This is a genomic window from Clostridium tertium, assembly GCF_017873245.1.
GTDB classification, from domain to species: domain Bacteria; phylum Bacillota; class Clostridia; order Clostridiales; family Clostridiaceae; genus Clostridium; species Clostridium tertium.
Genome location: NZ_JAGGJY010000001.1, coordinates 191,639 through 216,747, shown reverse-complemented (window position 1 = coordinate 216,747; position 25,109 = coordinate 191,639). Strand labels below are relative to the sequence as shown.

27 protein-coding genes are annotated in these 25,109 nt (G+C 26.1%); 4 read left to right on the top strand and 23 right to left on the bottom strand.

Annotated elements, in window-relative coordinates; all coding sequences use genetic code 11:
• Positions 1-42: 42 nt before the first annotated feature.
• Positions 43-726, bottom strand: coding sequence for a helix-turn-helix domain-containing protein (locus tag J2Z25_RS01085; RefSeq protein ID WP_209737686.1), 684 nt, complete (start codon positions 724-726; stop codon positions 43-45).
• Between the two features lie 121 nt (positions 727-847).
• On the opposite strand from J2Z25_RS01085, the gene J2Z25_RS01080 reads away from it, so the two are divergent.
• Entirely contained in the window at positions 848-2,581 is a 1,734-nt protein-coding gene (locus J2Z25_RS01080) for a glycoside hydrolase family 13 protein (RefSeq protein ID WP_209737684.1), read from the top strand.
• Between the two features lie 67 nt (positions 2,582-2,648).
• Here J2Z25_RS01080 and J2Z25_RS01075 read toward each other — a convergent pair whose 3' ends face one another.
• The 9 genes from J2Z25_RS01075 to J2Z25_RS01035 form a co-directional block, all read right to left on the bottom strand.
• The gene (locus J2Z25_RS01075; protein ID WP_209737682.1) at positions 2,649-2,993 is read right to left on the bottom strand and encodes an FMN-binding protein; all 345 of its coding nucleotides are present in this window, start codon (positions 2,991-2,993) and stop codon (positions 2,649-2,651) included.
• A gap of 24 nt (positions 2,994-3,017) precedes the next feature.
• Entirely contained in the window at positions 3,018-4,439 is a 1,422-nt protein-coding gene (locus J2Z25_RS01070) for a flavocytochrome c (RefSeq protein ID WP_035285119.1), read from the bottom strand.
• A gap of 106 nt (positions 4,440-4,545) precedes the next feature.
• Complete coding sequence (locus J2Z25_RS01065) at positions 4,546-5,244, bottom strand: response regulator (protein WP_099346620.1); 699 nt, start codon at positions 5,242-5,244, stop codon at positions 4,546-4,548.
• 2 nt (positions 5,245-5,246) lie between these two features.
• The gene (locus J2Z25_RS01060) at positions 5,247-6,785 is read right to left on the bottom strand and encodes an ATP-binding protein (protein WP_008678160.1); all 1,539 of its coding nucleotides are present in this window, start codon (positions 6,783-6,785) and stop codon (positions 5,247-5,249) included.
• Positions 6,786-6,885: 100 nt separating this feature from the next.
• Entirely contained in the window at positions 6,886-7,464 is a 579-nt protein-coding gene (locus J2Z25_RS01055) for a hypothetical protein (RefSeq protein WP_142418889.1), read from the bottom strand.
• Between the two features lie 90 nt (positions 7,465-7,554).
• Positions 7,555-7,986 carry a rhodanese-like domain-containing protein gene (locus J2Z25_RS01050; RefSeq protein WP_209737680.1) on the bottom strand — a complete coding sequence of 144 codons (432 nt, stop codon included), beginning with the start codon at positions 7,984-7,986 and terminating at the stop codon, positions 7,555-7,557.
• Between the two features lie 70 nt (positions 7,987-8,056).
• Positions 8,057-9,211 carry an AlbA family DNA-binding domain-containing protein gene (locus tag J2Z25_RS01045; RefSeq protein WP_209737679.1) on the bottom strand — a complete coding sequence of 385 codons (1,155 nt, stop codon included), beginning with the start codon at positions 9,209-9,211 and terminating at the stop codon, positions 8,057-8,059.
• Positions 9,212-9,311: 100 nt separating this feature from the next.
• A complete protein-coding gene (locus tag J2Z25_RS01040; RefSeq protein ID WP_195954190.1) occupies positions 9,312-9,869 on the bottom strand; it encodes a TlpA family protein disulfide reductase in 558 nt (185 codons plus the stop codon).
• Between the two features lie 13 nt (positions 9,870-9,882).
• Positions 9,883-10,563, bottom strand: a complete 681-nt coding sequence (locus J2Z25_RS01035) for a cytochrome c biogenesis CcdA family protein (protein ID WP_008678149.1) — start codon at positions 10,561-10,563, stop codon at positions 9,883-9,885.
• A 177-nt stretch (positions 10,564-10,740) separates the two neighbouring features.
• Here J2Z25_RS01035 and J2Z25_RS01030 point away from each other — a divergent pair, with 177 nt between their 5' ends.
• A complete protein-coding gene (locus tag J2Z25_RS01030) occupies positions 10,741-11,589 on the top strand; it encodes a DegV family protein (protein WP_209737676.1) in 849 nt (282 codons plus the stop codon).
• Positions 11,590-11,626: 37 nt separating this feature from the next.
• Here the strand turns inward: J2Z25_RS01030 and J2Z25_RS01025 are convergent, their stop codons facing one another.
• The 4 genes from J2Z25_RS01025 to J2Z25_RS01010 form a co-directional block, all read right to left on the bottom strand.
• Entirely contained in the window at positions 11,627-12,361 is a 735-nt protein-coding gene (locus J2Z25_RS01025; protein WP_209737675.1) for an alpha/beta fold hydrolase, read from the bottom strand.
• A 45-nt stretch (positions 12,362-12,406) separates the two neighbouring features.
• A complete protein-coding gene (locus tag J2Z25_RS01020) occupies positions 12,407-12,556 on the bottom strand; it encodes a hypothetical protein (RefSeq protein ID WP_008678143.1) in 150 nt (49 codons plus the stop codon).
• A gap of 43 nt (positions 12,557-12,599) precedes the next feature.
• Complete coding sequence (locus J2Z25_RS01015; protein WP_099346625.1) at positions 12,600-13,028, bottom strand: DUF3783 domain-containing protein; 429 nt, start codon at positions 13,026-13,028, stop codon at positions 12,600-12,602.
• A 99-nt stretch (positions 13,029-13,127) separates the two neighbouring features.
• Entirely contained in the window at positions 13,128-13,649 is a 522-nt protein-coding gene (locus tag J2Z25_RS01010) for a putative ABC transporter permease (RefSeq protein WP_209737673.1), read from the bottom strand.
• A 219-nt stretch (positions 13,650-13,868) separates the two neighbouring features.
• Here J2Z25_RS01010 and J2Z25_RS01005 point away from each other — a divergent pair, with 219 nt between their 5' ends.
• Complete coding sequence (locus J2Z25_RS01005) at positions 13,869-14,729, top strand: cation diffusion facilitator family transporter (protein WP_209738248.1); 861 nt, start codon at positions 13,869-13,871, stop codon at positions 14,727-14,729.
• 48 nt (positions 14,730-14,777) lie between these two features.
• On the opposite strand, the gene J2Z25_RS01000 is transcribed toward J2Z25_RS01005, so the two are convergent.
• The 5 genes from J2Z25_RS01000 to J2Z25_RS00980 form a co-directional block, all read right to left on the bottom strand.
• Positions 14,778-15,431: a TIGR03943 family putative permease subunit gene (locus tag J2Z25_RS01000; RefSeq protein ID WP_209737671.1), complete on the bottom strand. Its 654-nt coding sequence runs from the start codon at positions 15,429-15,431 to the stop codon at positions 14,778-14,780.
• An 8-nt stretch (positions 15,432-15,439) separates the two neighbouring features.
• Positions 15,440-16,345, bottom strand: coding sequence for a permease (locus J2Z25_RS00995; RefSeq protein ID WP_342451329.1), 906 nt, complete (start codon positions 16,343-16,345; stop codon positions 15,440-15,442).
• Between the two features lie 3 nt (positions 16,346-16,348).
• A complete protein-coding gene (locus J2Z25_RS00990) occupies positions 16,349-16,972 on the bottom strand; it encodes a GTP-binding protein (protein WP_209737669.1) in 624 nt (207 codons plus the stop codon).
• Between the two features lie 10 nt (positions 16,973-16,982).
• A complete protein-coding gene (locus tag J2Z25_RS00985; protein ID WP_209737667.1) occupies positions 16,983-17,924 on the bottom strand; it encodes a CobW family GTP-binding protein in 942 nt (313 codons plus the stop codon).
• Between the two features lie 268 nt (positions 17,925-18,192).
• Positions 18,193-19,815 carry a cell shape-determining protein gene (locus J2Z25_RS00980; protein WP_209737665.1) on the bottom strand — a complete coding sequence of 541 codons (1,623 nt, stop codon included), beginning with the start codon at positions 19,813-19,815 and terminating at the stop codon, positions 18,193-18,195.
• Between the two features lie 307 nt (positions 19,816-20,122).
• Here J2Z25_RS00980 and J2Z25_RS00975 point away from each other — a divergent pair, with 307 nt between their 5' ends.
• Positions 20,123-20,740, top strand: a complete 618-nt coding sequence (locus J2Z25_RS00975; RefSeq protein WP_209737663.1) for a DUF975 family protein — start codon at positions 20,123-20,125, stop codon at positions 20,738-20,740.
• A 459-nt stretch (positions 20,741-21,199) separates the two neighbouring features.
• On the opposite strand, the gene J2Z25_RS00970 is transcribed toward J2Z25_RS00975, so the two are convergent.
• From J2Z25_RS00970 to J2Z25_RS00955, 4 genes are all read right to left on the bottom strand, one after another.
• Positions 21,200-22,156 (bottom strand): calcium/sodium antiporter, encoded by a 957-nt coding sequence (locus J2Z25_RS00970; protein WP_209737661.1) that lies wholly within the window; start codon positions 22,154-22,156, stop codon positions 21,200-21,202.
• 130 nt (positions 22,157-22,286) lie between these two features.
• Positions 22,287-22,961 (bottom strand): deoxyribose-phosphate aldolase, encoded by a 675-nt coding sequence (gene deoC, locus J2Z25_RS00965; RefSeq protein WP_209737659.1) that lies wholly within the window; start codon positions 22,959-22,961, stop codon positions 22,287-22,289.
• A gap of 115 nt (positions 22,962-23,076) precedes the next feature.
• On the bottom strand, positions 23,077-24,123 hold the full coding sequence (locus tag J2Z25_RS00960) for a DNA polymerase IV (protein ID WP_209737657.1): 1,047 nt from the start codon (positions 24,121-24,123) through the stop codon (positions 23,077-23,079).
• Positions 24,124-24,134: 11 nt separating this feature from the next.
• Positions 24,135-25,085 (bottom strand): DUF4003 family protein, encoded by a 951-nt coding sequence (locus tag J2Z25_RS00955; RefSeq protein WP_008678121.1) that lies wholly within the window; start codon positions 25,083-25,085, stop codon positions 24,135-24,137.
• Positions 25,086-25,109 lie beyond the last annotated feature (24 nt).

The following is a 25,109-nucleotide window of genomic DNA, read 5'->3' as shown; positions in this document are numbered from 1 at the left end:
TAAATTATATTATTAAACTAAATTGAATTCAATTAATTGTAATTATATTGAATAATTTTTATTTCTAAATTCTGATGGTGACATACCTACAATTTTTTTAAAGGTATTAGTGAAATGACTTTGATCATGAAATCCTAATAATATACTTATTTCTAATATGCTCTTTTCAGTACTTAAAAGTAAAGTTTTAGCTCTTTCAACTTTTATTTCTCTTAAATATTTCATTATAGATATTCCTTTATGCTTTTTAAAACATGTTGATGCATATCCTACTGATATATTTAAGTTATTACATATTGTTTCTAATGAAGTATGATTTTCTATATTTAAATGAAGAGCTTGCAAAAGCTTATTAACAGTAAAGCTATCAGTAACTTCTGTATCATTTATTAGTAAATCTATATATTCATTTATCATATTTATCTCAATAACTTGCAATGAACTTATATTACTTGCTTCCTTAATTTGCCTATAAAATCTATTATAAATAGGATGTAGATACTTCTTAGAAATTCCACTCTTTATAATTTCCCTAGTATATACAGCATTCCAAATTATTAAATCATCCCTTTTATGCTCTTTGTCAACATCATCACTAACTTCTGATTTATGCTTTTCTTTAACTATCCTTATAATTTCTTCTTTATTTCTAGATTCTATTAAAAAAGATATCTTGTTACTAAAAATATTAAAATCTGATTCAAAGGTTTCATATCCATCATTCATAATTTCTCTCCCAATTACATTTCATAATAGTTATATACATATTATATTGTAAATATACAAATCTAATCAATATCCTTTGATATAATTTCATTAAAGTACACAATAAGAAGGAGTAATATATATGAATAAGTTTGCTGTTTATCATATAACAGATGTACCATATGCTTATGCTAAAAATACAAATACCTTAACTATAAGAATCCGTACTGCTAAAAATGATTTAAATAGTTGTTATATTTATTATAAAGATAGATTTGGAAATTATCCTTTTATTAAAAAAGAAATGTCTTTAATATCTGAAGGAGAACTTTATTCATACTATGAAGCTGATTTATCAGTTAGTAAAAATAGATATAAATATATTTTTGAGCTTATAGACAAAGATAATAATATTTATATTTTAGATGAAAGAGGTTTTAGAAAATCAATTTATGAATGTGTTGATGCAAATTCATTTCAATTTCCTTATATCTCACCTGATGATGTATATGATGAAGTTAAAAATCTACAAGAATCTATTGTATATCAAATTTTCCCTGATAGGTTTTGTAAAGGACTTAATATAAATAATCCTAATACTACAACTTCATGGGGAGATGAAAATATAAATTCTAAATCTGTATTAGGCGGAAATTTACAAGGGATAATAGATAAATTAGATTATATTGAATCTTTAGGAATAAATCTACTATACCTTACTCCAGTATTTAAATCTAGCTCTAATCATAAATATAATACTTGCAATTACTATGAAATCGACGAAGCATTTGGTGATACTGTAATAGCCAAATCTTTAATAGATAAATGCCATGAAAAGGGTATTAAAGTTATTTTTGATGCTGTATTTAATCATTCAGGAGATGACTTTTTTGCTTTTCAAGATGTTATAAAAAATGGTGAAAATTCAAAATATAAGGATTGGTATATTATAAATAGCTTTCCTATTGATCAAGAAAAAATTAATTACTATACTTTTGCAAATAATATACGAGAAATGCCAAAATTAAATACTTCAAATGAAGAGGTTCAAGATTATTTTATTAATGTTGGTAAGTACTGGATAAATGAAATTGGAATAGATGGCTGGAGATTAGATGTAAGTGATGAAGTTAGTCATAATTTTTGGAAAAACTTTAGAAAAGGAATTAAATCACTAAACAAAGATTTAATAATAATCGGTGAAATATTCCATAATGGATTTAATTTTTTAAGAGGTGATGAATTTGATTGTATTATGAATTACACTTTTAAAAATGCATGTGTAGATTTTTTTGCTAAAGGAATAATAGATTCAGAAGATTTTTTGAATATCTTATCTGAAAATAGAATGTTATATATGAATAGTATATCACGTCAAATGTGGAACTTATTAGGTAGTCATGACACTAAGAGATTCATTAATGAATGTCAATTTGATAGTTCATCTATGAAACTTGCCTTAGTTTTTCAATTTTCCTATATAGGTGTACCTTATATTTACTATGGTGATGAAATTGGATTAACTGGAGAAGATGATCCACTTAATAGAAAATGTATGATTTGGGACACTTCTAAACAAAATAATGATTTACTAGACTTATATAAATTATTAATAAATCTTAGAAAAAAATATAAATCTTTAATTTATGGTACATTTACTCCTATTTATTATAAAGATAATCTTTTAATTTTTAAAAGAGAGTTACCTAATGAATCAATTTTAATATGTTTAAATAAAAATACTAAAGATATAGATGCTAAATTAAATTTTGATATAAATGGTTTTGATTTAATAAATAAATCTTTAATTAATATAAACAAACATAATTCTATAAACTTTAAGTCCATGGAATATAAGATAATTAAACTTCAATAAAAAAATAGGTAGATTTTGCTTGTTAAAATCTACCTATTGTCTATTTATAAATTTTAAGGGATAATTTTTATTTTACTGCTGATTCTAAAGCTTTATTAACAGCTTCTATTACACCTTTTGATGAATTAGTTGCTCCTGATATAGCTTCAATACCTTCAGTACTTTGCTTTTCAATTATTTCTGGAACTAAATTATCTTTAACACCATCAACTAAAGTCTTAGTTTCGTTATGTTCAACTAAATTTACTTCAGATATCTTTCCTTTTTCAACTTTAACCTCTACCTTTATTGCTCCAGAAGCTCCTTGACCTTCACCTGTATATGTTCCATCAGTGTATTTTCCACCACCACAGCCAACTAACAAAGTTGCTGATAATGCTATTGTGCTTAATATTGCAGTTATTTTCTTCATTTTTATTCCTCCTACAATTAAATCCTATTTAATAAATGTTGCTGCATTCTTTCCTGCTGTTCTACCAAAAGTAACTATATCAGCTAATGCATTTCCACCTAATCTATTTCCACCATGAACTCCACCAGTTACTTCTCCTGCTGCAAATAAACCAGGAATTACATTTCCATCTTTATTTAAAACTTCAGCATTTGTATTTATCTTTAATCCACCCATTGTATGGTGCACAGCTGGAGTTACAGGTATAGCATATACTTTCCCTTCATTTAATTGTCTTGGAAGGTCTTCCCTATTAAATTCTGAATCTTTTTTAGCTGCAACTGCTTCATTGTACTTATTAATTGTTTCAGCCATTGTATTCTTATCTATTGATAATTTTTCTGCTAGTTCTTCTACTGAATCCGCTTCTGTAACTAATCCCATATTGAAGTATTCCTCAGTTGCTTTTAAGCTCTTTCTTAATCCTTCATCAAAGAAAAGATAAGCTACTCCATCTTTTTGATCTAATATAGCCTTTGAAACTACATCTCTTGTAAATAATTCATTTGTAAATCTTTTACCATCCTTATTAATAAGAATTGCTCCATTACCTCTTACAGCTTCTGTTACCATTACAGCCTTTTCTGGAACAACTGTTGGATGAGTTTGAATTTCCTTCATATCTACTAAATCAGCACCAACATTTTCTCCAAGAACTATACCATCACCAGTAGCTCCGTTATGGTTAGTTGTTGCAAATCCTTTTAAATCTTCTTTATAACTAACTACCATTTCTTGATTAGCTGAGAATCCACCTGCTGCAATAACTACAGCTTTTGTATTTATAGTATATTCTTTTCCTTCTTTATCAGTAACCTTTACTCCTGAAACATTACCATCTTTATCTAAAACTATTTCTTTTGCTTCATTCCATAATCTTAAATCAACTTTTTCTTTTTCAGCTGATGCCTTTAATGTATCAACTAAATGAGCTCCTACAGCTGCTCCCCCTGTTGGTCTATGAGTTCTATAATTTGTAGCTCCTGCCATTCTACCAACATCTGATAAATCAGCACCTAAATCAGTTAACCATGCAACTGACTCTTTAGCTTCATTTGATAACTTTTCAACTAATTCAGGATTGTTTTTTTCATATCCACCTTTCATAGTATCATCATACATAGTTTGTATTGAATCTTCTATGCCTTTTGCTTTTTGTTGTTCAGTTTCAGCTGCATTTAATCCACCTGTAGCTCTATTTGTATTTCCACCTACCATTGGCATCTTTTCTAAAACAACAACATTTTGTACTCCATCTTGTTTAGCTTGTACAGCAGCAGATAATCCTGCACCACCAGCTCCTATTACAACTATATCAGCAGTTTCTTTTTTTCCACCACAACCAACTAAAGCTGTTGGAACTAAAATTAAAGCTGACATTACTAATGCTAAAACCTTCTTTTTCATTTAACATTCTCCCCTTAATCTTTAAGTTATTTTCAGCATTAGTATATTTGTTAATTAATAAACAATCAATATTGTGGTCATATTGTTTATTTTGGTCTTTTTGGTCTTATTTTTTAAGTATATAATAATTTGTTGGTCTACCTATTTTTCCATACTCCTGATTTATTTCAACTTTACCTTCTTCAACCATCTTTTCTAAATATCTTCTTGCCGTTACTCTAGCTAGTCCACTTCCTTTTGCAATTTCTTCTGCAGTCAAATCTTGTCCATTCTTTTGGATCATATAATTGATTATTTTATTGTATGTTTTTAAACTCAAACCTTTGCACAATTCTTTTTCTTGTATTTCTTCATCTAGAAAATTAGCATTAATATTTAATATATATTGGTCTATATAATCTTGATTTATATTATCTATATTATTTAATTCAACAAATCTATTCCTATAATTAGATAAAGCTTCCTTAAATCTCTCAAATTTAAATGGTTTTATTAAATAATCAATCGCACCATACTTAAATGCCTCATCTACTGAAGATTTACATTTATCAGCGGTAATTAAAATAGTATCTATATTTATTTCTTTGCTTCTTATCCATTTTAATAAATCTATACCTTTTCCATCTGGCAAAAAAATATCTAATAAAACTAAATCAGCCTTTTCTTTAGTAATTTTAATTTTTGCTTCTTCTATGCTACTTGCATCTCCTACAACTATAAAACCTTCAAGCTTTTCTAGAAACCTTGTATTTATTTCCTTTACCATTGGGTCATCTTCAACAATAAAAACTTTAATTTTATTCATTGCTATATTTCTACCTCCCATGTTGTAATCTTATCTGAAGTTAATTTTAAACTGCCATTTAATGATTCTATAATGTTCTTTATATTATATAGGCCAAGGCCTCTAAAATTTCCTTTTGTACTAAATCCCCTTTTAAATATTTCTTCTTTTGTATCATCAGCGATTTTATTTCCATTATTTTTAACTATTATTTTTATTTTTTCTTCTTGAAAGATTCCAATATATATATATCCATTTTCTCTTGATTTAAGTTCTTCAATTGAGTTTTCTAAGAGATTTCCTATAATAGTCAATATCTCTTGTACTTTTATATTATTAGGAATAAACTTTAAGTATGATTTTTCATCAACTTCAAATTTTATTTTCATTTCATCCGCCTTATTATATTTAGAAAATAACAATCCTTGTATTGATGGCTCTTTTATTTTACTTAAATTATCTGTTATTATTCCTCTAGTTTCTGTTGTATGGAAAATGTACTCCAAAGCCTTATCAGTTTCATCTAATTGTATTAGTCCTGCTATTGTATGTAATTTATTCATAAATTCATGATTTTGAGCTCTTAAATTCCAAGTTAGCTCCTTTACTCCTGTTAACTCTTCTGCCATATTATGAACCTTTGTAAAATCTTGAAAGCTCGCAATTGCTCCTACAACCTTGCCATACTCACCAATAATGCTGTAGAAATTTCCCATTATTATTATATTATTTTCTAATCGTATTTCCTTATTGAATATTCTACTTCTTCTATACATAACTTCAAATAATAAATTTATTATTTTACTATCTATTTCATCATTTGAATTTATATTAAGTATTTCAAAGGCTTTGTTATTTATTACTGTAATACATCCAGAATTATTTATTGCTATTAATCCTTCTTCTATATTATTGATAATAGATTCTTTTTCTCTTAATTGAATAGCTATTTCTTCTGGCTCTAATCCATAAATATCTTCTTTTATGTTAATAGCTAACTTCTTTGCTAAAAAAATTATAACAACAAAAACTCCTATAAATACAGGTATTAATCCTTTTATATATTCCTTGACCTCCCCTCGTAAATCTCTTTTTAGCATTCCTACAGCTACAGCCCCAACTTGTACACCATCTTTATGTACTGGTACAAAGCCTCTTATAGATCTGCCTAAATGCCCCTCTCCTTCAGATACATAGGTTTCTCCTTCTCTTAAAACTAACTTTTCATCTCCACCTAAAAATCTTCTTCCAATATTATCGGGAATTGGATGCGAATATCTAATTCCTTCATTATTCATAACTGTTATAAATAATAATCCTGTTTTAAGTCTTACTCTTTCAGCAAAGTTTTGGACTTTTAAATGTGTTGGATCTCCATTATCAGCTAATTCTTTTTGAATCATAGGATTGGCTGCCACCACAAAAGCAGTATCAATAAGACTCTTTCCTATTGCTTCAGTTACTTTATTATTTATAACTACTAAAGAAAAAATACTTATAATTAATATTACTGCAATAAAAATACTAATTGTAAGTCTTGTAATTTTCTTTTCTAAAGTCATTTTTATACTCCTATACTATAATCATTATTTTTTTCACACAATAATTATACATTAATATATATAATGTAACAAATAAAAAGGATGAGATAACTCTCACCCTTTACATTGGTTTTATTATATCTAAAACATAATTTTTAAATTCTTCAAAACTTCCACTTATTATTGAAGCTCCTTTATTTATTTTTCCACTATTAAAATTATATTCTGCTGAACCATAATTAAAGCTTGCACTAGAAACTATTATACTTGCTTCTGTAACTCTATAATTTACTTTTGCTAACATTACGTCCTTGCAGAATTCCACAAAATTATTAGCCTTTTCTATATTTCCATTACATACTACAGTTAAAGCAAACTTAAATAATTCATATCCTCCAATAAGTGGTATCATAGAACCATTTGCCATGTAAAATACTTTACCCATGTTATAGAAATACTTCATATTACCATAACTCATTGTTCTAAATTCATAATTTATTTCTAAATCTTTATTATTTAATGCTTGAAATTTTTCTACTATATCATTCCATGCTCTTGCTTCAGCAGTTTTATTATTATTTATAACACTTTTAAATTGTGAAAAAGCATTTTCTAAATCTTTATCCCTATTTACTACTGATCCATTAACAGCAACGCTATACTCATTATTTTCATATATTAATTCCACTCTATTATTCATCTTAAACTCCCCTTACTAATAAATATAAATTTATTATCTAATAATAATTATTATATCATAATAGTTTATAATTTCAAGGACTATATTGTTTTATTTAACAATCTCGTATGGCCAATCTTTTATGCCACCAAAATCATATACGTTAGTGTATCCCTTTTCTAATAATATATTCGATGCTTTTTTACTTCTATTTCCACTTCTGCAATACACAAGAATCTTTTTATTCTTATCATTTAATATATTTTCTGCTTCTTCTTCTAATTTATCTATAGGTATTAAAATGCTATTTTCTATATGTCCACTATTATATTCTTCTTCAGATCGTACATCTAAAATAATAACCTCATTTTTTTCTATTTCCTTTTTTGCTTCTTGTGCATCTATATTTATTACTTTAATATCTTCAGTAACACTTTCAGAAACTTCATTTTTTTCTCCTATATCTTTTTTATTTGTGCACCCAGTAAAAATTATAAAATTAAAAATGAATATTAATGATATTGTCAATATAACTTTTTTCAATTAAATCACCTCATATAAATTATAAAATAAAATAATAAGTAAGTTTGTGATAAAATCACAAACTTACTTATTATTTATCATATATACTTACACCTGGCAATATAACCTTAAAATAATCATCTTTAATTGAATTTATTAGCTGGACTTTTCCAACGCCATAAAAAGCTTTTTTCATTCTTGAAAACCCTCTTCCGTTATTTAAAAATCTTTTATTATTATCTAAAGTTATTAATTTTTCATATATCCAAATATTTCTTTTACTATGGCTTATTTCCTTACCTAAATTGCTTTTTTCTATCAAGGCCCCCGGGCTATTTATAGATACAGATTTATATCCAATACTTATTTCTATAACTCTATTTACTGATGAGTATTTTCTATACAATACTGCATTTTTAACTCCCTCTATTATTGCAGATGATGGGTAATCATTTGGCATTAAATCATAAATTACTCTTTCTGATTTATCTACCATTTCTAATATACTACCTTGAATTACAATAACTTCATCTTTATTTTTATTTATTCTATTTATAATTTTTATCATATTCTGAGGTATCCATAAGCTATTATAATTTGAGAATATTAACAATCCACCTAAAGTACAATTCATCTTTCCACTTTCTTTTTCCCTATATGCTATTCTAGAACTTTCTAAAAGAAATTCTTTATTTTCTTCATTTAACTCTATTCCTTTATTTTTAAAATACTGTTTAAGCAAATCTTCATCTAAAAATGAAATATCGCTTTTCATCACTGTAGATGTTTCCATAAAAAAATCTAAATTTTCTTCAAAGGCTTCAATTAATTCTTGTTTTCTCATTGTATCTGTAGTCGATCCTCTTCTTATGTAAAATGCTCCACTTTCCCTTATTTGGTATGGCTTTTGATCTCCTGAATATATAGTTATTACACATATCCTCTTCCCCTGTATCTTGCATGTATCAACAGATATTGGTATAGGAGGCTCACATCTTGATGATACTATTTGCTGCACTTGCTCTTCTTTTATAATTTCTGATTCATTTACACCGATAATTTCTTTACTTTTATCTTCTACACCTATTATTATATAACCTCTTCCACCTCTAGAGTTAGCAATAGCACAAACATCCTTCGCAAGCTCTTTTTTATTACCTTCTGATTGTAAGGATAGCTTTAATTTAAAATCTAGTTTTACCCCTTCTTCCTTTTTAATTAAAGAAAGTAACCTCTTGCTATCCATCTAAATATCCCCCTAACTAAAAATCATTATATTTTATACTACTATAAAAATATAAGATCAGACACATAAACTTTTGCCTGACCTTACATTTTCTAAATCTTTACTTTATAAGCTTCTTAATATAATCATTTAATATTTTTTCATCAATTAATCCCTTATTGTCTTTAACTATATTCCCATCTCTATCTATAAATATAGTTCTTGGTATTGCTTGAACAGCATAGGCATTTGCAGCACTAAATTTTGTATCAAATACTATTTTCATATTTAAGTTATTTTCTTTTAAATAATTTAATGCCTTTTCTTTAGTTTCTCTTTGACCGTCTGTAAGGTTTACCATAAGTATTTCAACATCATCACCATACTTTTCCATAGCCTTTTCAAAATATGGCATTTCTGCTTTACATGGTCCACACCAACTTGCCCATATATTTACTACAACTGGTTTTTCCCCTTTAAAATCAGATAATTTTATGGCATTTCCATCTTCATCATAAACTTCAAAATCTGGAGCCGATTTATAATCTGTTGAGCTATTTCCATTTGTTGCATCTATGGGCATATATTCTCCTGATAAATATCCATATCCAAACTTTACTATTACAATTAATAAAATTAAAGATATAATTATTGTTATTAATTTTTTCTTATTATTCAAACTTTTTACCTCCCTAATTAAATGTAAGTAATGATAATAATAAGTTTAAGTATCCTGTTATCATTAAAATACCTATTATAATTAATAATATCCCTGAAATTGTATTAATAATCTTGTAATTTTTCTTAATAAAAGTAAAAGCACCCTTTAATGTATCAATTAATAATGCTGATATTATAAATGGAATTCCAAGACCTAAGCTATAAGTAAGTAACATAAATATCCCTTGCATTGAATCCTGGCTATTTGCTGCTAGCATTAAAGCAGATCCCAAAAATGTTCCAACACATGGTGTCCATCCTATTGCAAAAACAACTCCAAATAATACTGATGAAATTAAATTAAGATTATTTAAATTACTTTTATTTTTTAATTTAAAGCTTCTATCTAAGATTGATATTTTTAACACTCCAATGTAATTTAATCCAAATAAAATTAATAATGCTCCTGCTACAACATTAAAAGTTTTCATATATCTTTGTATAAATACTCCAAAGGTTCCAGCCGCTCCACCTAGAATTGTAAAGACAATTGAAAATCCAATTACAAATCCAATAGAGTTTATCAAAGCCTTATTACTCTTTCCCTCATCATTACCTCCCATAAAATATGAGACATATATAGGAATCATAGGTAATATACATGGGGAAATAAATGTTATTATTCCCTCTAAAAATAGAATAAAATAATTCACAACATCACTCCTCTTCTTTTTTGATAGTATATCATAATATTTGGAATAATTGAATAAGTTACTTTTTTGATACCTGAATTATCAAAAACACCTAATCTAGTTTTAAAAACTATATATTGACTTTATATCATTTTACAATGTATTATTTATATAACGATATGCGAAAGGAATGTTTATATGAATAAAATTGCTTTGATAACTGATAGTACATGTGGTTTACCTAAAGAATATATTAATGAATACTATGTTAAGGTTGTTCCTTTAAAAATATTATATAAAGATAAAGAGTTTATAGATGGAATAAATATTACACCTGAAGAAGTTTATTCTAAATTACCAAAAGAGCTACCAACCACTTCTATGCCATCTGTAGATGATATAACATCTTTATATAATGAATTAATTAAAGAAGGTTATACTCAGGCTATAGTTTTACCTGTATCATCTGGATTATCTGGTACAATAAATAGCTTTAAACTGGCTAGTGAAGAATTTAAAGATAAAATAAATACATTTATATTTGATACTAAAATTTTGTCAATGGCAGTTGGATTAATCGTAATAGAAGTTGGTAAGATAATTAAGAAAAAAATAAATTTTGAAGATATATGTAATACAATCCCTAAGCTTAGAGAAAATTTATGGATGTATTTTACTGTAGACACTTTAGAATACTTAATAAAAGGTGGTAGAATTGGCAAAGTCACTGGAGGAATAGGTGAAATACTAAACTTAAAGCCTATTATAACTATGGACGATAATGGTTCATATACAAATTATACAAAAGTAAGAGGATCTAAACAAGCATTTAAAAAACTTCTAGACTTATCTACAGATATTTTAAATAAAGGTAAAGGAAAAGTTATAATAATGACTGGCACTATGCATGAAGAAGCTGAAAAACTTAAAGAAATTTTATCTTCCCATGAAAATACTACTTTTATTTATAAGGGTACTATAACTCCAGCAGTTGGAATTCACTCTGGACCTAGATTATTAGCTGTTGCTGTTATGTCTGAAATATAAAAAAATAGATATTGTAAACTTATGATGTTTACAATATCTATTTTTCTAAAAATTCTAAAGTTATCTTTATCATCTCTTTTTGCTGTTCTTCCCAAGATATCTCTGGCTCATTGTCACCACTTTGGTATCCATACACTCCAAATTGTGCATGATTCCCACCATCTATTTCTTTAAAGACTGCTTCTGTTGGTAAATTTTCTTTGCTTTCTTCTATGTTATCTATAGTTGTTAATCCATCATTTTCGGCATATATACTAAGAACTTCTATATCATTATCTGATAAATCACTACTGCTTGCAGGATAGGAACCTAAAAATATTACCCCTTTAACTATGTCTTGATTATTTTCTGCAAACATAGCCGCACTTACTCCTCCCATAGAATGCCCACCAACATACCATTTCTCTATATCTGTCTTCATTTTTATAAATTTGCTTGCTTTATTATTATCTAAAATTGACAAATTAAAATTAACATCTGCAATTGCTACTAAATATCCCTCCTTTGATAACTCATTAGCATAATAAGAATAACTTAAAGGTTCAACCAAAGCACCAGGATATAAGACTATTCCTACATTTTTATTATTTTGTTTTGGATAAAATACATAAAAGCCTTCTTCCTTAGAATATTCATCTACGCTTATGGTATTAAATAATTCATTTAATGGTTTATATGTGTTGCTTGTCCAAATTATAAATCCTAAAAATGTTAATATAATAATACTTAAAATAATATTTAATATATATTTAGTTTTTTTATTTAATTTCATTTTGCACCTATTAAAATTAAGATAAGACCTTAAGTCTTATCTTAATTATTTTTCTAAATTTAATTTTATAACTTCTAAATCTTCCTCATTTATTTCAAGTAACTTTATAATTGTTTCTTCATCTAATCCTAAACTTTTGAGATTTAAAAATCTAGTTGTTATTGTTTGTAACTCAACTTCTCTTTTAACACCCATTTATAATCTCCTCTTTTAACTAATAACTAAATTATAAAATGTATTATTCTTCATCATGTTCAAAATCTTTACCTGTTTTCATTGCTATTCTTTCAGCAACTAAATTTTTCAACAATACATTTACAGTCCATTCTCTTGATGTTTCTGTAACTGTTGCTTTTAAAACATTATTAACTCTAAACTTCTTTAAGTTTTCAATGAATATACCCATTTTAGCACCAGGAATATTATTAAATATAATTGCTTTATTCTTTATCCCATCTTCTAAATCATTTAATATATTACCTTCTAGTACATCTTTTACAATTGAGTTTCCATTTTTATAACTTAAGATAATTTTATCTCTAATGCCGATCATTCCAGCAAGATTGCTTACTGTTTTAATTTCTTTTGCATTAAAGTTACATAAAATTACACAACTCCTACCATCTTTAACTTCTGTATCTTTTACATCTAATTTTTCAAATGACATAATCTTCTCCTTCTTAACTAATTTTATTTATATAACTATATCATATAAAAATACTAAGAATTAAGCAACCTTGAATTTATGTAATAAATCTATTTAATATTAATTTTGAATTATAGGATTTCTATGAAGTATTTTTACAGTTATTATTAAATCAAATAACATTATAAAAAAAAGAATAAAATTTGTTACTCTAAATAATTTTTCTAAACTTAAATATATATTATTTATGGTAGGTTGAACTAAATTAATCCCTACATAACATAATATCATCCAATACAAGGAAAATCTTAATGTTATTAACCCTTTATAGTTATATTTTAATTTAGAATAATCCCAGTATTGTTTATTAAATATTTCTTTTAATAGATATCCACTTATAAACTCCACACTTGTTGGAACTATTAAAAATAATATAAGAGTTGTTATAATATTAAAATCAAAATATTTATCACACAATACTAAAATAGTAAAGGCAATACCATACATTGGCTTATATGGCCCTTTCATAAAACCTTCTTTTTTAAAATTTCCAGTTATTATATAACTATAGACACCTTCAATTATCCAACCTACTATTGAATATAATATAAAATTAAATAAAGTAAAATTTATTATAGTCACAAGAATACACCGACCTTCACTAATTTTAATTTTAGTTTAACCAAAATATATTTATAAATACCTTCTCAATAATTAAATCTTTCCCCTTACCCCTAAATTTTGAAACTAACATTTATTTACACCAATTTCTTCTATTTTACATTTCTTATTTCATTGTAACTTTTATATTTTGTAGGAATAAAATGAAATTATAGATTATTTGTAAAGGAGAGAACTAAAATAGAATCTAATTATAAAAAAGTTAAAATTATATTATTAGTAATATTAATTGCCAATATAGTTGTTGCAGTATCAAAAATAGTAGTTGGATTAATTATTAATAGTGCTAGTGTGATGGCTGATGGCTTTCATTCCATTTCAGATGGTGCATCGAATATTGTAGGAATGATTGGAATCGTTATGGCTTCAAAACCTAAAGATATCGATCATCCATATGGTCATAAAAAATTCGAAACAATTGCAAGTATGTTTATAGGCACAATGCTTCTATTTATATCTTTTAATGTTATTAAATCTTCTATTAGTAAATTATTTAATCCTTCAACATTAGAAGTTAGTCTAGAAAGTTTAATTATTATATTAATAACTTTATTTATTAATATATTTGTTGCCTCTTATGAAAATAGGCAAGGTCAAAAGCTTAATAGTCAATTATTAATAGCTGATTCTCTTCATACTAAGAGTGATATTTTTGTCTCCATTGGAGTACTTATAGCTTTATTTTCTGTAAAACTTGGACTTCCACCTGTAATAGATACAATTACATCTTTTGTTGTTGCTTTATTTATTCTTCATGCATCTTACGAAATATTTAAAGATAATCTTTCTTCTTTAACAGATAAGGTGATGTTAGATCAGGAAGTTGTTGTTGATATTTTAGATGAATTTGATGATATTAAAAATGTTCATAATATTAGATCTAGAGGATATAAGGATTATGTATTCTTAGATATGCACATAAAAGTAGACTCAAAATTAAGCGTTGATGAAGCACATAGCCTTGTTCATAAAGTTGAAAATACTTTATCTGATAGACTAGGAAAAAAAATAGATATCATTATTCATGTTGAACCTGAATGATTATAAATAAAGTGACTAGTTATAAAAGATATAACTAGTCACTTTTTGTTAAAAATATTGGTTATCTGGTGGTTTCACCTTAATATATTCCTCTATGTTAAAGTAATATTCTCCATCATATTCTATTTTACCTAAAGCTTTAATCCATTGCCCTTCATTTAAAGTATCTTGACATATTGAATTCAATCCTATTATTACTGAATCTGCTACACAGCAGTTCATTTCTTCTCTTGCTAAAATAAATTTTTCTTCTCCATTATGCTTGTGTACAAATCCAGTGAATATTATATATTTCCCTAAATACTCTTGTCCACTTTCATTAATTTCTTCAATTATATGATGATTTTCATAAGATATTTCTATTGCTTGATTCCCATAACTATTTTTAAATTTATGGTCATTTTTACTAAATTGCTCTTGAGAAACAAAGTCATTTAATAATATAAAAACTCCAATTGCTAAAGTAAATATTATAGGTATATAACTAATTGAATTATCTTTTCTAGTATTGAAGCTTATAACTTTAAATATTTGAACTATAATCAAAACAGATAATATTACTAAAGCTATATATAAATTTTTAGCAGTTTTAGGACTTAAAAAATTATATATATAACCTGACATCATTAAATAACCAATAAATGCTGTTAAAAGAATTAATATTAATAGCCATATAAATTCATCTATATTAAATTTCTTCATATTACCTCCTATATGATTATTGTTAAACTTACTGAAAACGCTAGTACAACTAAAACAATTAAGGTAATAAGTTTAATTGTAAATCCTTTTTTAAAATACGAGCCAACTATTATAGCATTTTTTAAATCTATCATTGGTCCAAGTATCAAAAATCCTGATATAGCTGGTAGTCCAAAATGCTCTAAAAATCCTTTTGCTATAAATGCATCAGCTTCTGAACATAAAGAAAGTAAGAAGGAAAGTAACATCATTACAATTATAGCTAAATACTTTCCATTGGCCATATTATTTAGCATAGTTTCATCAACCATAGTTATAAATATACTAGATAGAAAAGACCCAAATATGTAGTACTTTAATATATTTGAAAACTCCTTATTAGCATGCTCTAAACATAACCTTATTTTTGATTTATTATAAAAATAATCTGTTACTACACAACCACAGTCACATAAATTTTCATAATCAAAAGTATTTTTTATAACTTCTTTTCTTCTATTAGTTAATAAATCTATTAAAATTCCTATAATTATAGCACATAATATTCCACCAAATACTCTTACTAAAACAACTCTTATGTCATTAAATGCATAAAAAGTTGATGCCATAACTACAGGATTAACAATAGGAACACAAAGCATAAATACTATTGAAACTCCTACAGGTACTCCTTTTTTAATTAAGCTTTTTGCAATAGGTACTATAGCACATTCGCATATTGGAATAAAAACTCCAGCAAATGCTGCAAATATTATTGAAATAAACTTATTTTTAGGAAGTATTTTTTTTACTAATTCCTCTGAAATGTACATTTGTATTACTGCTGAAACAATGGATCCAATTAATATAAAAGGTAATGCTTCTAAAATCATGCTTATAAATGTGTTAGCCCATTTTTCTAAACCAATACCCACCCTTTATCTTCCCTCCTTATTAAGAAGAGTTTTAATTCTCCTAGTCAATATACTTTCTTTAAAATAACTACTTGATTTCAAATCTTCTTCTAAATTATTTATGCTTAAAGAACATATAATTGGTGCAGTAAGATTAATACTTTCAAGTATATTTACTAAGCTTTCTCTTTTTTCTTCATTTATAGAATTTAAATTATTTAAAACAATAATTTTACTTGATTGTACAAATGGTATTATAAGCTCTCCCATATTTTTTAAATAAACTTCTAAGTTACTTGATTCTCCTATATAATAATTTCCATAGAAATTTATTTTTTCTTTAATTTTTTTATTCTTAATAAGATTGGCAATTACATCTAAACTATAAGTTCCATTAAATTCTATTATTATCCTATTGTAATTTTTATATTTTATTTCGTCTAACAAAACACTTTCTATATTATTGCAATTATTTAAATAAATTATTTTTACATTCCTAAAACCTTTTTCAATATTAGTAGATCCTCTTTCTAGAAGAACTACTAATATTTCTTGTTTACTGCACACTTCTGTTTTCAAATACGAATTTATAAAAGATGTTTTACCTGAGCCTAAAAATCCGCTTACAACTTCTAGCTTACACTTCATTTTCTTATCCTCATTTAAAAAGCCCTTTTAGCTCTTCTTTGTTTAATTTAATACCAATAAAAGATATTACACTACTGTTATTATCTTTTATTTCTCTAATATCAAATTCATCTTTTACAAAATCAAACTGCCCATAGCTTCCATCTATAAGCTTAATAATTCCCTTAGCTCTTAACACATCCCCATAGCTTTTTGATGAAGATATAAATTTAAACTTTGATATTAATTCTAATTTAGATATCTTAGAATTAGGATATATTGCAAAAGTTTCAAAAACTTCATCAGCTTTCTTGAACTCTTCTAACTTTTTACTTAATCTAGGCTTAAATAAGTTACTGCTCTTTAAATTTAAACTTTCATAGTCATTTTGATTTAATATTTCCTTTCCCTTTATCTTTCTCCAATCTTCACTAATAATAACTGCTCGTTTATTTAATTTTCTTATTTTTGAAACTACATCTTGTACTTTTTCATAATCTAACTTTTGAACTCTACTTAAAACTATTTTCTTAGTATTTAATATTTGATCTTCATAAAAATTTTTAAAATTATTAATATACATATCAAATTTTTCAGGATCAATAACAGTAATTATATTATCAACTTCTGATTTTTCTTTTAATTTTCCTTCCCTAAATACTTTTATTATATCTGTTAACTTTGCAACCCCTGAAGGTTCAACAATTATTCTATCTGGATTATATTTTTCTATTACTTCTAATACTGCTTCCTTAAAATCACCATTAACTTGGCAGCAAATACAGCCTGAATTTATTTCCTTAACTTCTATACTAGATTGTCTAAGTATAGCTGCATCAATACTTACCTCTCCAAACTCATTTTCTATAATTGCTATGTTTTTTTCATATGCTCCTTCAGTAATAAGTTTTTTCATAAGAAAGGTTTTTCCTGCTCCTAAAAATCCTGAATATATATCTATTTTTATCTTCATTTAACACCTCTATATAAAACTTGCTCTTATAATGTTCTAAACATTTTATGTGTTAAATTTAAATTATATTACTACTTTTATTAACAAAATAATTATTAAATATAAATCATTTTATTCTTTGCTCCAAAATTAAAAGGGGATATCAGCGATATCCCCTTTTAGTTACAATGTAAATTTGTAATAATATTTCATATATTAAACTAACTAAATATTTTTAACTTAATTTTACATTTAAATTTTTAATTTTGTGACAGCATATTTAATTTTATTAATTTTGTATTCCCTTTAAACTAATATTTTCAAATGAATTTGTTAATATAAATTTTCCATCTCCAACTTTTATAAATTTAACTACTATCTTATCACCAACAGAACTTAATGCTACTTCTCTTGATGTTTCTGTTGAAACTGAAAATATATTATCATTTCCTTTTATTCTTATATCATAAATACTAGTTCCATCCTTAACAACTAATCCAATTCTTTCGATTTCACCTTCTAATGTTTCTTCACTATTACTTCCTTCAAGTGAAATATTAGTATTTGTTAATCCTTCTAAATATTTATTAAGAGTTGACTGTAATGAATCTCCAACTCCCACTATATTGTAGTTTCTGACATTTACCATAGCATATTGTTTAACTAATCCATTAGAATCTTTTAAAGTCATAAAATAAGTTGGTTCATTTTGTATATTTATTAAATACGGCAGGGTTGCTGTATATCCATATTGTTGAACCTTACCTTGTGCAGATTTCATACTTGCAGTTTCTGTTGCTCCTGATGTTTTATATAAGTTTGTTTCACCTGTTCTTGTATTAGTTAAAGTAAACCCTACTAACCCTTCATCATTTCCCACTGATGTTACTCCAGTAAAATAATAACATTCATCATTATTAAATATTAAATTCATTCCATCTGTAGACTTTAACTTATCTTTATCACTAAAGTTAAATACCCCATGAACAAGTTCTCCCCATTTATCTATATAATTTTTTATATATCTATCTGGTTGAATTCTATCTATCCACTTTGGTGCATCTTCTATTCCATAAATATTAGATTCTCCAGTCTCAGCATCTAACACTAATACTCCTGTTGCTTTTGCTTCTGTTATTCCAATAGCATTGTCATATCTAGTAACAACCCAATATGGATTTCCCTCATCATCTAATTCAAATGTAAAATCAGTATGCCCTGCTTTCATATCTTTAATATAAGCTGCTCTGTGCAAATCACTAAAAAGATACGCTGATTCTAAATATTTAATTTTAATATCTTTTCCATTCACTTCTGTTACTAATTGAACGTCACTTTCATTTGTTGCACTTACCTTTATATATCCTGTTGTTCCTTCTCTGTTAGTAAACCATTTAAATAATGATGAATGCTCTAAAGGGGCAACATAGTAAAGTTGTCCACCCACGCTTTGTAATGTTAAATCTCCAATAGTTACTTGGCTTCCTAAACTAGGTATTTCCCCTAATTTTTTATCTGCCAACTTATATGCTACTTCTTTATCTATTGTTGGTAATTGCTTTAAATCTATATGCTCAATTTCATTACTAAATTCAACACCTTCAATATTACCAATTAATTCTCTATGAGCTTTATAGCTAACTATAGGACTAAATACCACTAATGATAAAATATAAATTACAGCTACTATAACTGCTGCTAGTCCATACTTCTTATTAAATGTAAAAAAAGCATAAACTGCTGTTACTACAACAAATATTCCTACAATATAAAATGAACTTAATGTAAAATCTAATATCAACTTACTATTAAAAGCTAAAAATATTCCTGCTACTATGTAAGCTGTAATTAGCCATCCTAGATATTTTAAAAATGATCCTTTTTTTGGTGTAATGTTTCTAATATTATCCATATTCATCCCCCAGATATTTTTTACCGTTTTATATAGTATATATTACAGTATAATGTAATGTTTGTAAATATATTTTTTTAAAATCTTTACCTCTCATTAAAAACTATAAAACTATAAAATTATACTATGTATTTTTATTTACTTTTTATTTGTAAGGATATTAGCTATTTAATATTAAAATATAATTTCTTATTAAGTTCATAATTTAATAAGAAATTATATCTTCTGAAAATTAAAAATTTTAATTAAAAACTATTAGATATAAAATATTATATAATAATATTAAAATAAGTTTTAGAGGTGTATAATGAATAGAGCTGAATTAAAATCTAAAGCAAAAGAACAATTAAGAGGTCATTGGGGCTTAGCAATAATTACTGTTCTTGTATCAAATTTAATTATTAACTCCTATAATATGTCTAAGGGTGTAGATTTCGTAATAGAAATTTCAGAAAACTTAACTCTTACATTAAACTTAATCTCTTTGATATTTGGTGGTGTTGTATCTACTGGTTTAAGTAAATTTCTTTTAAACTTTACAACTAATAGAGAAGAACCTAAATTTGCAGATTTATTTTCACAATTCAAAATATTTTTTAAGGCACTTGGATTATTTATTATAATGGGAATTGCTATAATATTAGGAACATTATTTTTCATCATTCCTGGAATTATAGTAGCTTTAATGTTTTCACAAGCATTTTATATTTTAGCTGAAAATCCTGATAAAGGAATAATACAATGTTTACAAGAAAGTTCAAATCTTATGTACGGCTATAAATGGGAGTTATTTATACTACAGCTTTCATTTATTGGATGGTGGTTGTTATCAGGATTAACATTAGGTATCGGTAGTTTATGGGTTGATCCTTATCAAAAAGTTACAGAAACAAACTTTTATTTAAAATTAAAATATGATATATAAAAATAGGAGTTTTAATTAACTCCTATTTTTATATTCCTTTAAATAGGGAATAATATCTACTATTGCAAGAATTATGGCAACAGCTTCAGTTACAAATACTAGTAAAAACTTCACTTATATCATATCCTTAATCTTTCTATTAATATAATATGATTTAAAGTGCCTTAATGATAAAATAGTCTGTAATAAACATTTGCTTATTACAGACTATTTTATTTAATTACTATTTACCCCATTGATTATTTGTAGCTGTCTTTTTTGCTCCATGACATCCACATTCATCAGTATGTTTCTTTTCTTCTGCTTTTTTATTTTTACAACCACATCCATTAGTCATCTTAAACACCTCCTATAACTTACATCCTTATTATTTGTTTCTTGTACAAATTTAATGTTATAAAAAATGTTGTATATATGGATTAATAACTAATATAAAGCTTTATTTTTCCAAAGTAAATATTAATTTCTCGATATTATGTAAATCATATATATAATATATAAAAGTACTAAAATTAAACCTTCAAGCTTATCAAGCTTTAATTTATCTTTCTTTCCTTTGAACATAAAAATTCCAAGTATTATAGAAATCACTATTAAAAATAATATATCTATTAATAGTGATGAAGAAATTGGAATTGCATTAATTGAAGATGAAACTCCTAGTATTAATAAAATATTGAATATATTTGAACCTAATACATTTCCTATAGCAATATCATTTTCTCCTTTAATTGATGCTATCATCGTAGTTACTAATTCTGGCAATGAAGTACCTACAGCCACTATAGTTAATCCGACTAGTTTGTCACTTAATCCAAAAGAATATGCTATATCTGATGCTGAACTAACAACTAAATTACCACCAGCTATAATTCCTATAATTCCTAATATTATTTTTATTATACAACTTAAAATTTTTATATCTTCTTCCTCTTCTGAATCTTCTTCTTTTCTACTTTTAGCAGATTTAATTAAATACAATGTATAAATTGTACATAAAATTAATAATATTATTCCTGATATTCTTGTTAAAGCAGCTTCTTTATTTAATAATACTCTTCCAAAAGTCAAAATTAATAAAACAATTGAAACGACAATATTTATTATATAATCTTTAATTACTGAATTTTTCTTAATTACTATAGGCATTATAATTGCTGTTACTCCCAATACCATAAGGGTATTAAATATATTAGATCCTAACACATTTCCAATTGTTATTCCATTATTACCTTCAAAGGAAGCTATTAAGCTAACTGATAGTTCTGGAGCACTCGTTCCTAAAGATACTATTGTTAACCCTACTATTATTGATGGTATTCCAAACTTTTTAGCTATTTTTGCAGCTCCATCTACAAAAATATCAGCACCTTTTATTAGTAGTATAAAACCTATTATTAATATTAAATAACTCATTACTTCTCCTTTTTTATTTAATTTTATTGAAATGAAAAATTTAAATACATAAGTAAAATTTCTATACTTTATTTACATTAAAATAAGGCAATCCATATTTATAGATTACCTTAAATCAACAGCTTTATAATTAGTAAGTTGAATTAGATTTAGTTCCTTCACAAATTGCTATTGAAGCTGAAGCTCCTATTCTTGTAGCTCCATTTTCAATCATAGCCATTGCATCTTCTAAGCTTCTAACACCACCTGAAGCCTTAACTCCAAGATCTGGTCCTACTGTTTCTCTCATAAGTTTTATATCACTTGCTGTAGCTCCTCCAGTGCTGAATCCTGTAGATGTCTTAACAAAATCTGCTCCTGCTTCCTTTGATAATTTACAAGCTGTTACCTTTTCTTCATCAGTTAAAAGGCAAGTTTCTATAATAACTTTTGTTAAAGCCTTTCCTTTTGCAGCATTAACTACAGCTTCTATATCTTTCTTAACATATTCTATGTTTCCTTCTTTAAGCTTTCCTATATTTATAACCATATCAACTTCTGTTGCACCTTTTTTAATAACATCTTCTGTTTCAAAAGCTTTTACTTCTGTTGTTGTTGCTCCTAAAGGAAATCCAATAACTGTGCAAACCTTCACATCACTACCCTTCAACATATTTGCAGCTTTTTTTACCATAGATGGATTAATACAAACTGATGCAAAATTATACTCTAATGCTTCAGTACAAAGTTTTTCAACTTCCATTTCTGTAGCGTCTGCTTTTAATATAGTATGATCTATCATTCTTGCTAAATCTTTTTTATTCATAAGATCTCCTCCTGTATGTTAAACTATTTTTTTCTCTCAGAAATTTATTATAAATGAAAAGCTTTAGTAATTAAAGGGAGTTTTTAAACAAAACCTATTTTTTATAAAATTTAATTTAGAATAAACGTAATTGTTCCACCTTGTTTTCTTTAAATGATGAAACTGTAACTCCTATTAATCTAACTTCTTCATTTATTTCTTCATTATCTAGTATTTCCTCACAAGTCCTATATATATCCTCAAAATTATTAGTATAATAATTTAATGTTTTGCTTCTTGTATGATTTTGGAAGTCACTTGTTTTATATTTTACTGTAATTGTTTTTCCTTCTAAATTACCCCTTATAAGGTATCCACTTATTTCATTAGAAAAATCATTTAAATAAAGCATTAATTCTTCTTTATCATGAGTATCACTTTTTAAGGTTCTTTCTTTTCCATAGGATTTCCGATCTCTTTCAACTTCCACTTCCCTATTGTCAATCCCACGTATTCTATCATAAATTTCTAAGCCATACTTTCCCAGGTATTCTATATAAAAACTCTTTGGCATTTCATATAAATCCTTAACAGTAAATATCCCTATATTATTTAGTTTTTCAACTGATTTTTTTCCAACTCCATGTATTCTTGATACTGGAAATGGTAATAAAATATGTGGAATCATTTCTTTTGTAATTATTTTTATTCCATTAGGTTTATTCCAATCTGAAGCTAATTTTGCTAAAAATTTATTATAAGATATACCTACTGAAATAGTTAATCCAATTTCTTTAAGAACTCTATTTTTTATATACCTTGCTGCTTCCATCCCACTTTTAAAGTTGCTATGCGTTATGTCTAAATAAGCCTCATCTATTGAAATAGGCTGTATAATTGAAGTAACGTCCTTTAAAATATCAAAAACTTGATTTGAAACCTCTTTGTATCTAAACATCCTAGTTCTTAAATATATTCCATGTGGACATAACTTTTGTGCCATAAAAATTGGCATTGCAGAATGTACTCCATATTTCCTAGCTTCATATGAACATGTTGATACTACTCCTCTTTCACTAACGCCTCCAACTATAACTGGCTTTCCCCTTAAATTTTTATTATCTAGTTGTTCAACTGATGCAAAAAAAGCATCCATATCGACATGCAAAATTACCCTTTCCATAATTTCTCCTTTTAAGCTAAGGCTTCTGCAAACATTCCTTTATTTTTTGATTTAATAAAACAATATACTCCTTGTGCTAATAATTCATCTACATAATTTCTTTTTTCAGATATAGTTGTAAATGAAATTATTGATATTGCAATAATAGTTCTAAATCCCTTATCCATATAATATTCATATTCACTTTCTTCATCACAAAGCATATCTACTACATCTTCAATTAAATCAACACTTTTTCTCATATCATTATTAGACAGTACTCCTAATAAAGGTAAAAATTGCTGTGCTAATTTTATACCTCTTTTTTCTAATTGTAGCATAAATTCTATTGTTTTATACATATGCCCGGAAGATCCATTTAACATAATGGCATTTGTTAATCCTTGAATACTATTTTTTGACTTGATATTTAAATCTGTCATATGAGTATAAATAGTTTCTATAAACTCATCAATTGTATCAATGTCTATATCATTTAAAGCCCATAAAGCACAAACTAAATAATCATCTTCGCCTGTTATATTATAATATTTTTCTTTTAATAATATATATACGTCTTTCATTTTATTAGCTATTTTATGCTTATCTTTATTATGTCCATATTTAGCTATAACAAATGAAGTTAACACTAAATAATCGCATTCATTAAACCCTTGAAATTTTAAAACATCCATTATTTCATATATATCATCAATTATTTTATTTTCATTTCCTTCTTCTATTGCAATCAATAAAGATAAAATATAAAGCATGTCCCCTCTAAAAGGTGAAACCCTTGATGACGTTGCTTTTATATATTTTCTAATTTCTTTTACTTTTTCAAATGGAATTTCTTTTTCATAATGGGTAAAAACTAAAGATGCAAAATGGTTTATTAAATCTCCATCATTTCTAAGATCTTCTTTTGCATTTCTATAGTTCTCAATGGTCAGATTAATTCTGTCTTTGAGAAGTTTCTCCATATCCAATACTCCCTCACTTTACTT

Bases quoted from the DNA above. Each gene is read 5' to 3' on its own strand.
- J2Z25_RS00955 (WP_008678121.1), bottom strand. From the start codon at position 25,085: ATGGAGAAACTTCTCAAAGACAGAATTAATCTGACCATTGAGAACTAT.
- J2Z25_RS01030 (WP_209737676.1), top strand. From the start codon at position 10,741: ATGAATAAAATTGCTTTGATAACTGATAGTACATGTGGTTTACCTAAA.
- J2Z25_RS01065 (WP_099346620.1), bottom strand. From the start codon at position 5,244: ATGAATAAAATTAAAGTTTTTATTGTTGAAGATGACCCAATGGTAAAG.
- J2Z25_RS01060 (WP_008678160.1), bottom strand. From the start codon at position 6,785: ATGACTTTAGAAAAGAAAATTACAAGACTTACAATTAGTATTTTTATT.
- J2Z25_RS00975 (WP_209737663.1), top strand. From the start codon at position 20,123: ATGAATAGAGCTGAATTAAAATCTAAAGCAAAAGAACAATTAAGAGGT.
- J2Z25_RS01055 (WP_142418889.1), bottom strand. From the start codon at position 7,464: ATGAATAATAGAGTGGAATTAATATATGAAAATAATGAGTATAGCGTT.
- J2Z25_RS01025 (WP_209737675.1), bottom strand. From the start codon at position 12,361: ATGAAATTAAATAAAAAAACTAAATATATATTAAATATTATTTTAAGT.
- J2Z25_RS01075 (WP_209737682.1), bottom strand. From the start codon at position 2,993: ATGAAGAAAATAACTGCAATATTAAGCACAATAGCATTATCAGCAACT.
- J2Z25_RS00970 (WP_209737661.1), bottom strand. From the start codon at position 22,156: ATGAGTTATTTAATATTAATAATAGGTTTTATACTACTAATAAAAGGT.
- deoC (WP_209737659.1), bottom strand. From the start codon at position 22,961: ATGAATAAAAAAGATTTAGCAAGAATGATAGATCATACTATATTAAAA.
- J2Z25_RS01000 (WP_209737671.1), bottom strand. From the start codon at position 15,431: ATGAAGAAATTTAATATAGATGAATTTATATGGCTATTAATATTAATT.
- J2Z25_RS00985 (WP_209737667.1), bottom strand. From the start codon at position 17,924: ATGAAGATAAAAATAGATATATATTCAGGATTTTTAGGAGCAGGAAAA.
- J2Z25_RS01015 (WP_099346625.1), bottom strand. From the start codon at position 13,028: ATGTCATTTGAAAAATTAGATGTAAAAGATACAGAAGTTAAAGATGGT.
- J2Z25_RS01020 (WP_008678143.1), bottom strand. From the start codon at position 12,556: ATGGGTGTTAAAAGAGAAGTTGAGTTACAAACAATAACAACTAGATTT.
- J2Z25_RS00980 (WP_209737665.1), bottom strand. From the start codon at position 19,815: ATGGATAATATTAGAAACATTACACCAAAAAAAGGATCATTTTTAAAA.
- J2Z25_RS00990 (WP_209737669.1), bottom strand. From the start codon at position 16,972: ATGAAGTGTAAGCTAGAAGTTGTAAGCGGATTTTTAGGCTCAGGTAAA.
- J2Z25_RS01045 (WP_209737679.1), bottom strand. From the start codon at position 9,211: ATGGATAGCAAGAGGTTACTTTCTTTAATTAAAAAGGAAGAAGGGGTA.
- J2Z25_RS01080 (WP_209737684.1), top strand. From the start codon at position 848: ATGAATAAGTTTGCTGTTTATCATATAACAGATGTACCATATGCTTAT.
- J2Z25_RS01085 (WP_209737686.1), bottom strand. From the start codon at position 726: ATGAATGATGGATATGAAACCTTTGAATCAGATTTTAATATTTTTAGT.
- J2Z25_RS00960 (WP_209737657.1), bottom strand. From the start codon at position 24,123: ATGGAAAGGGTAATTTTGCATGTCGATATGGATGCTTTTTTTGCATCA.
- J2Z25_RS01070 (WP_035285119.1), bottom strand. From the start codon at position 4,439: ATGAAAAAGAAGGTTTTAGCATTAGTAATGTCAGCTTTAATTTTAGTT.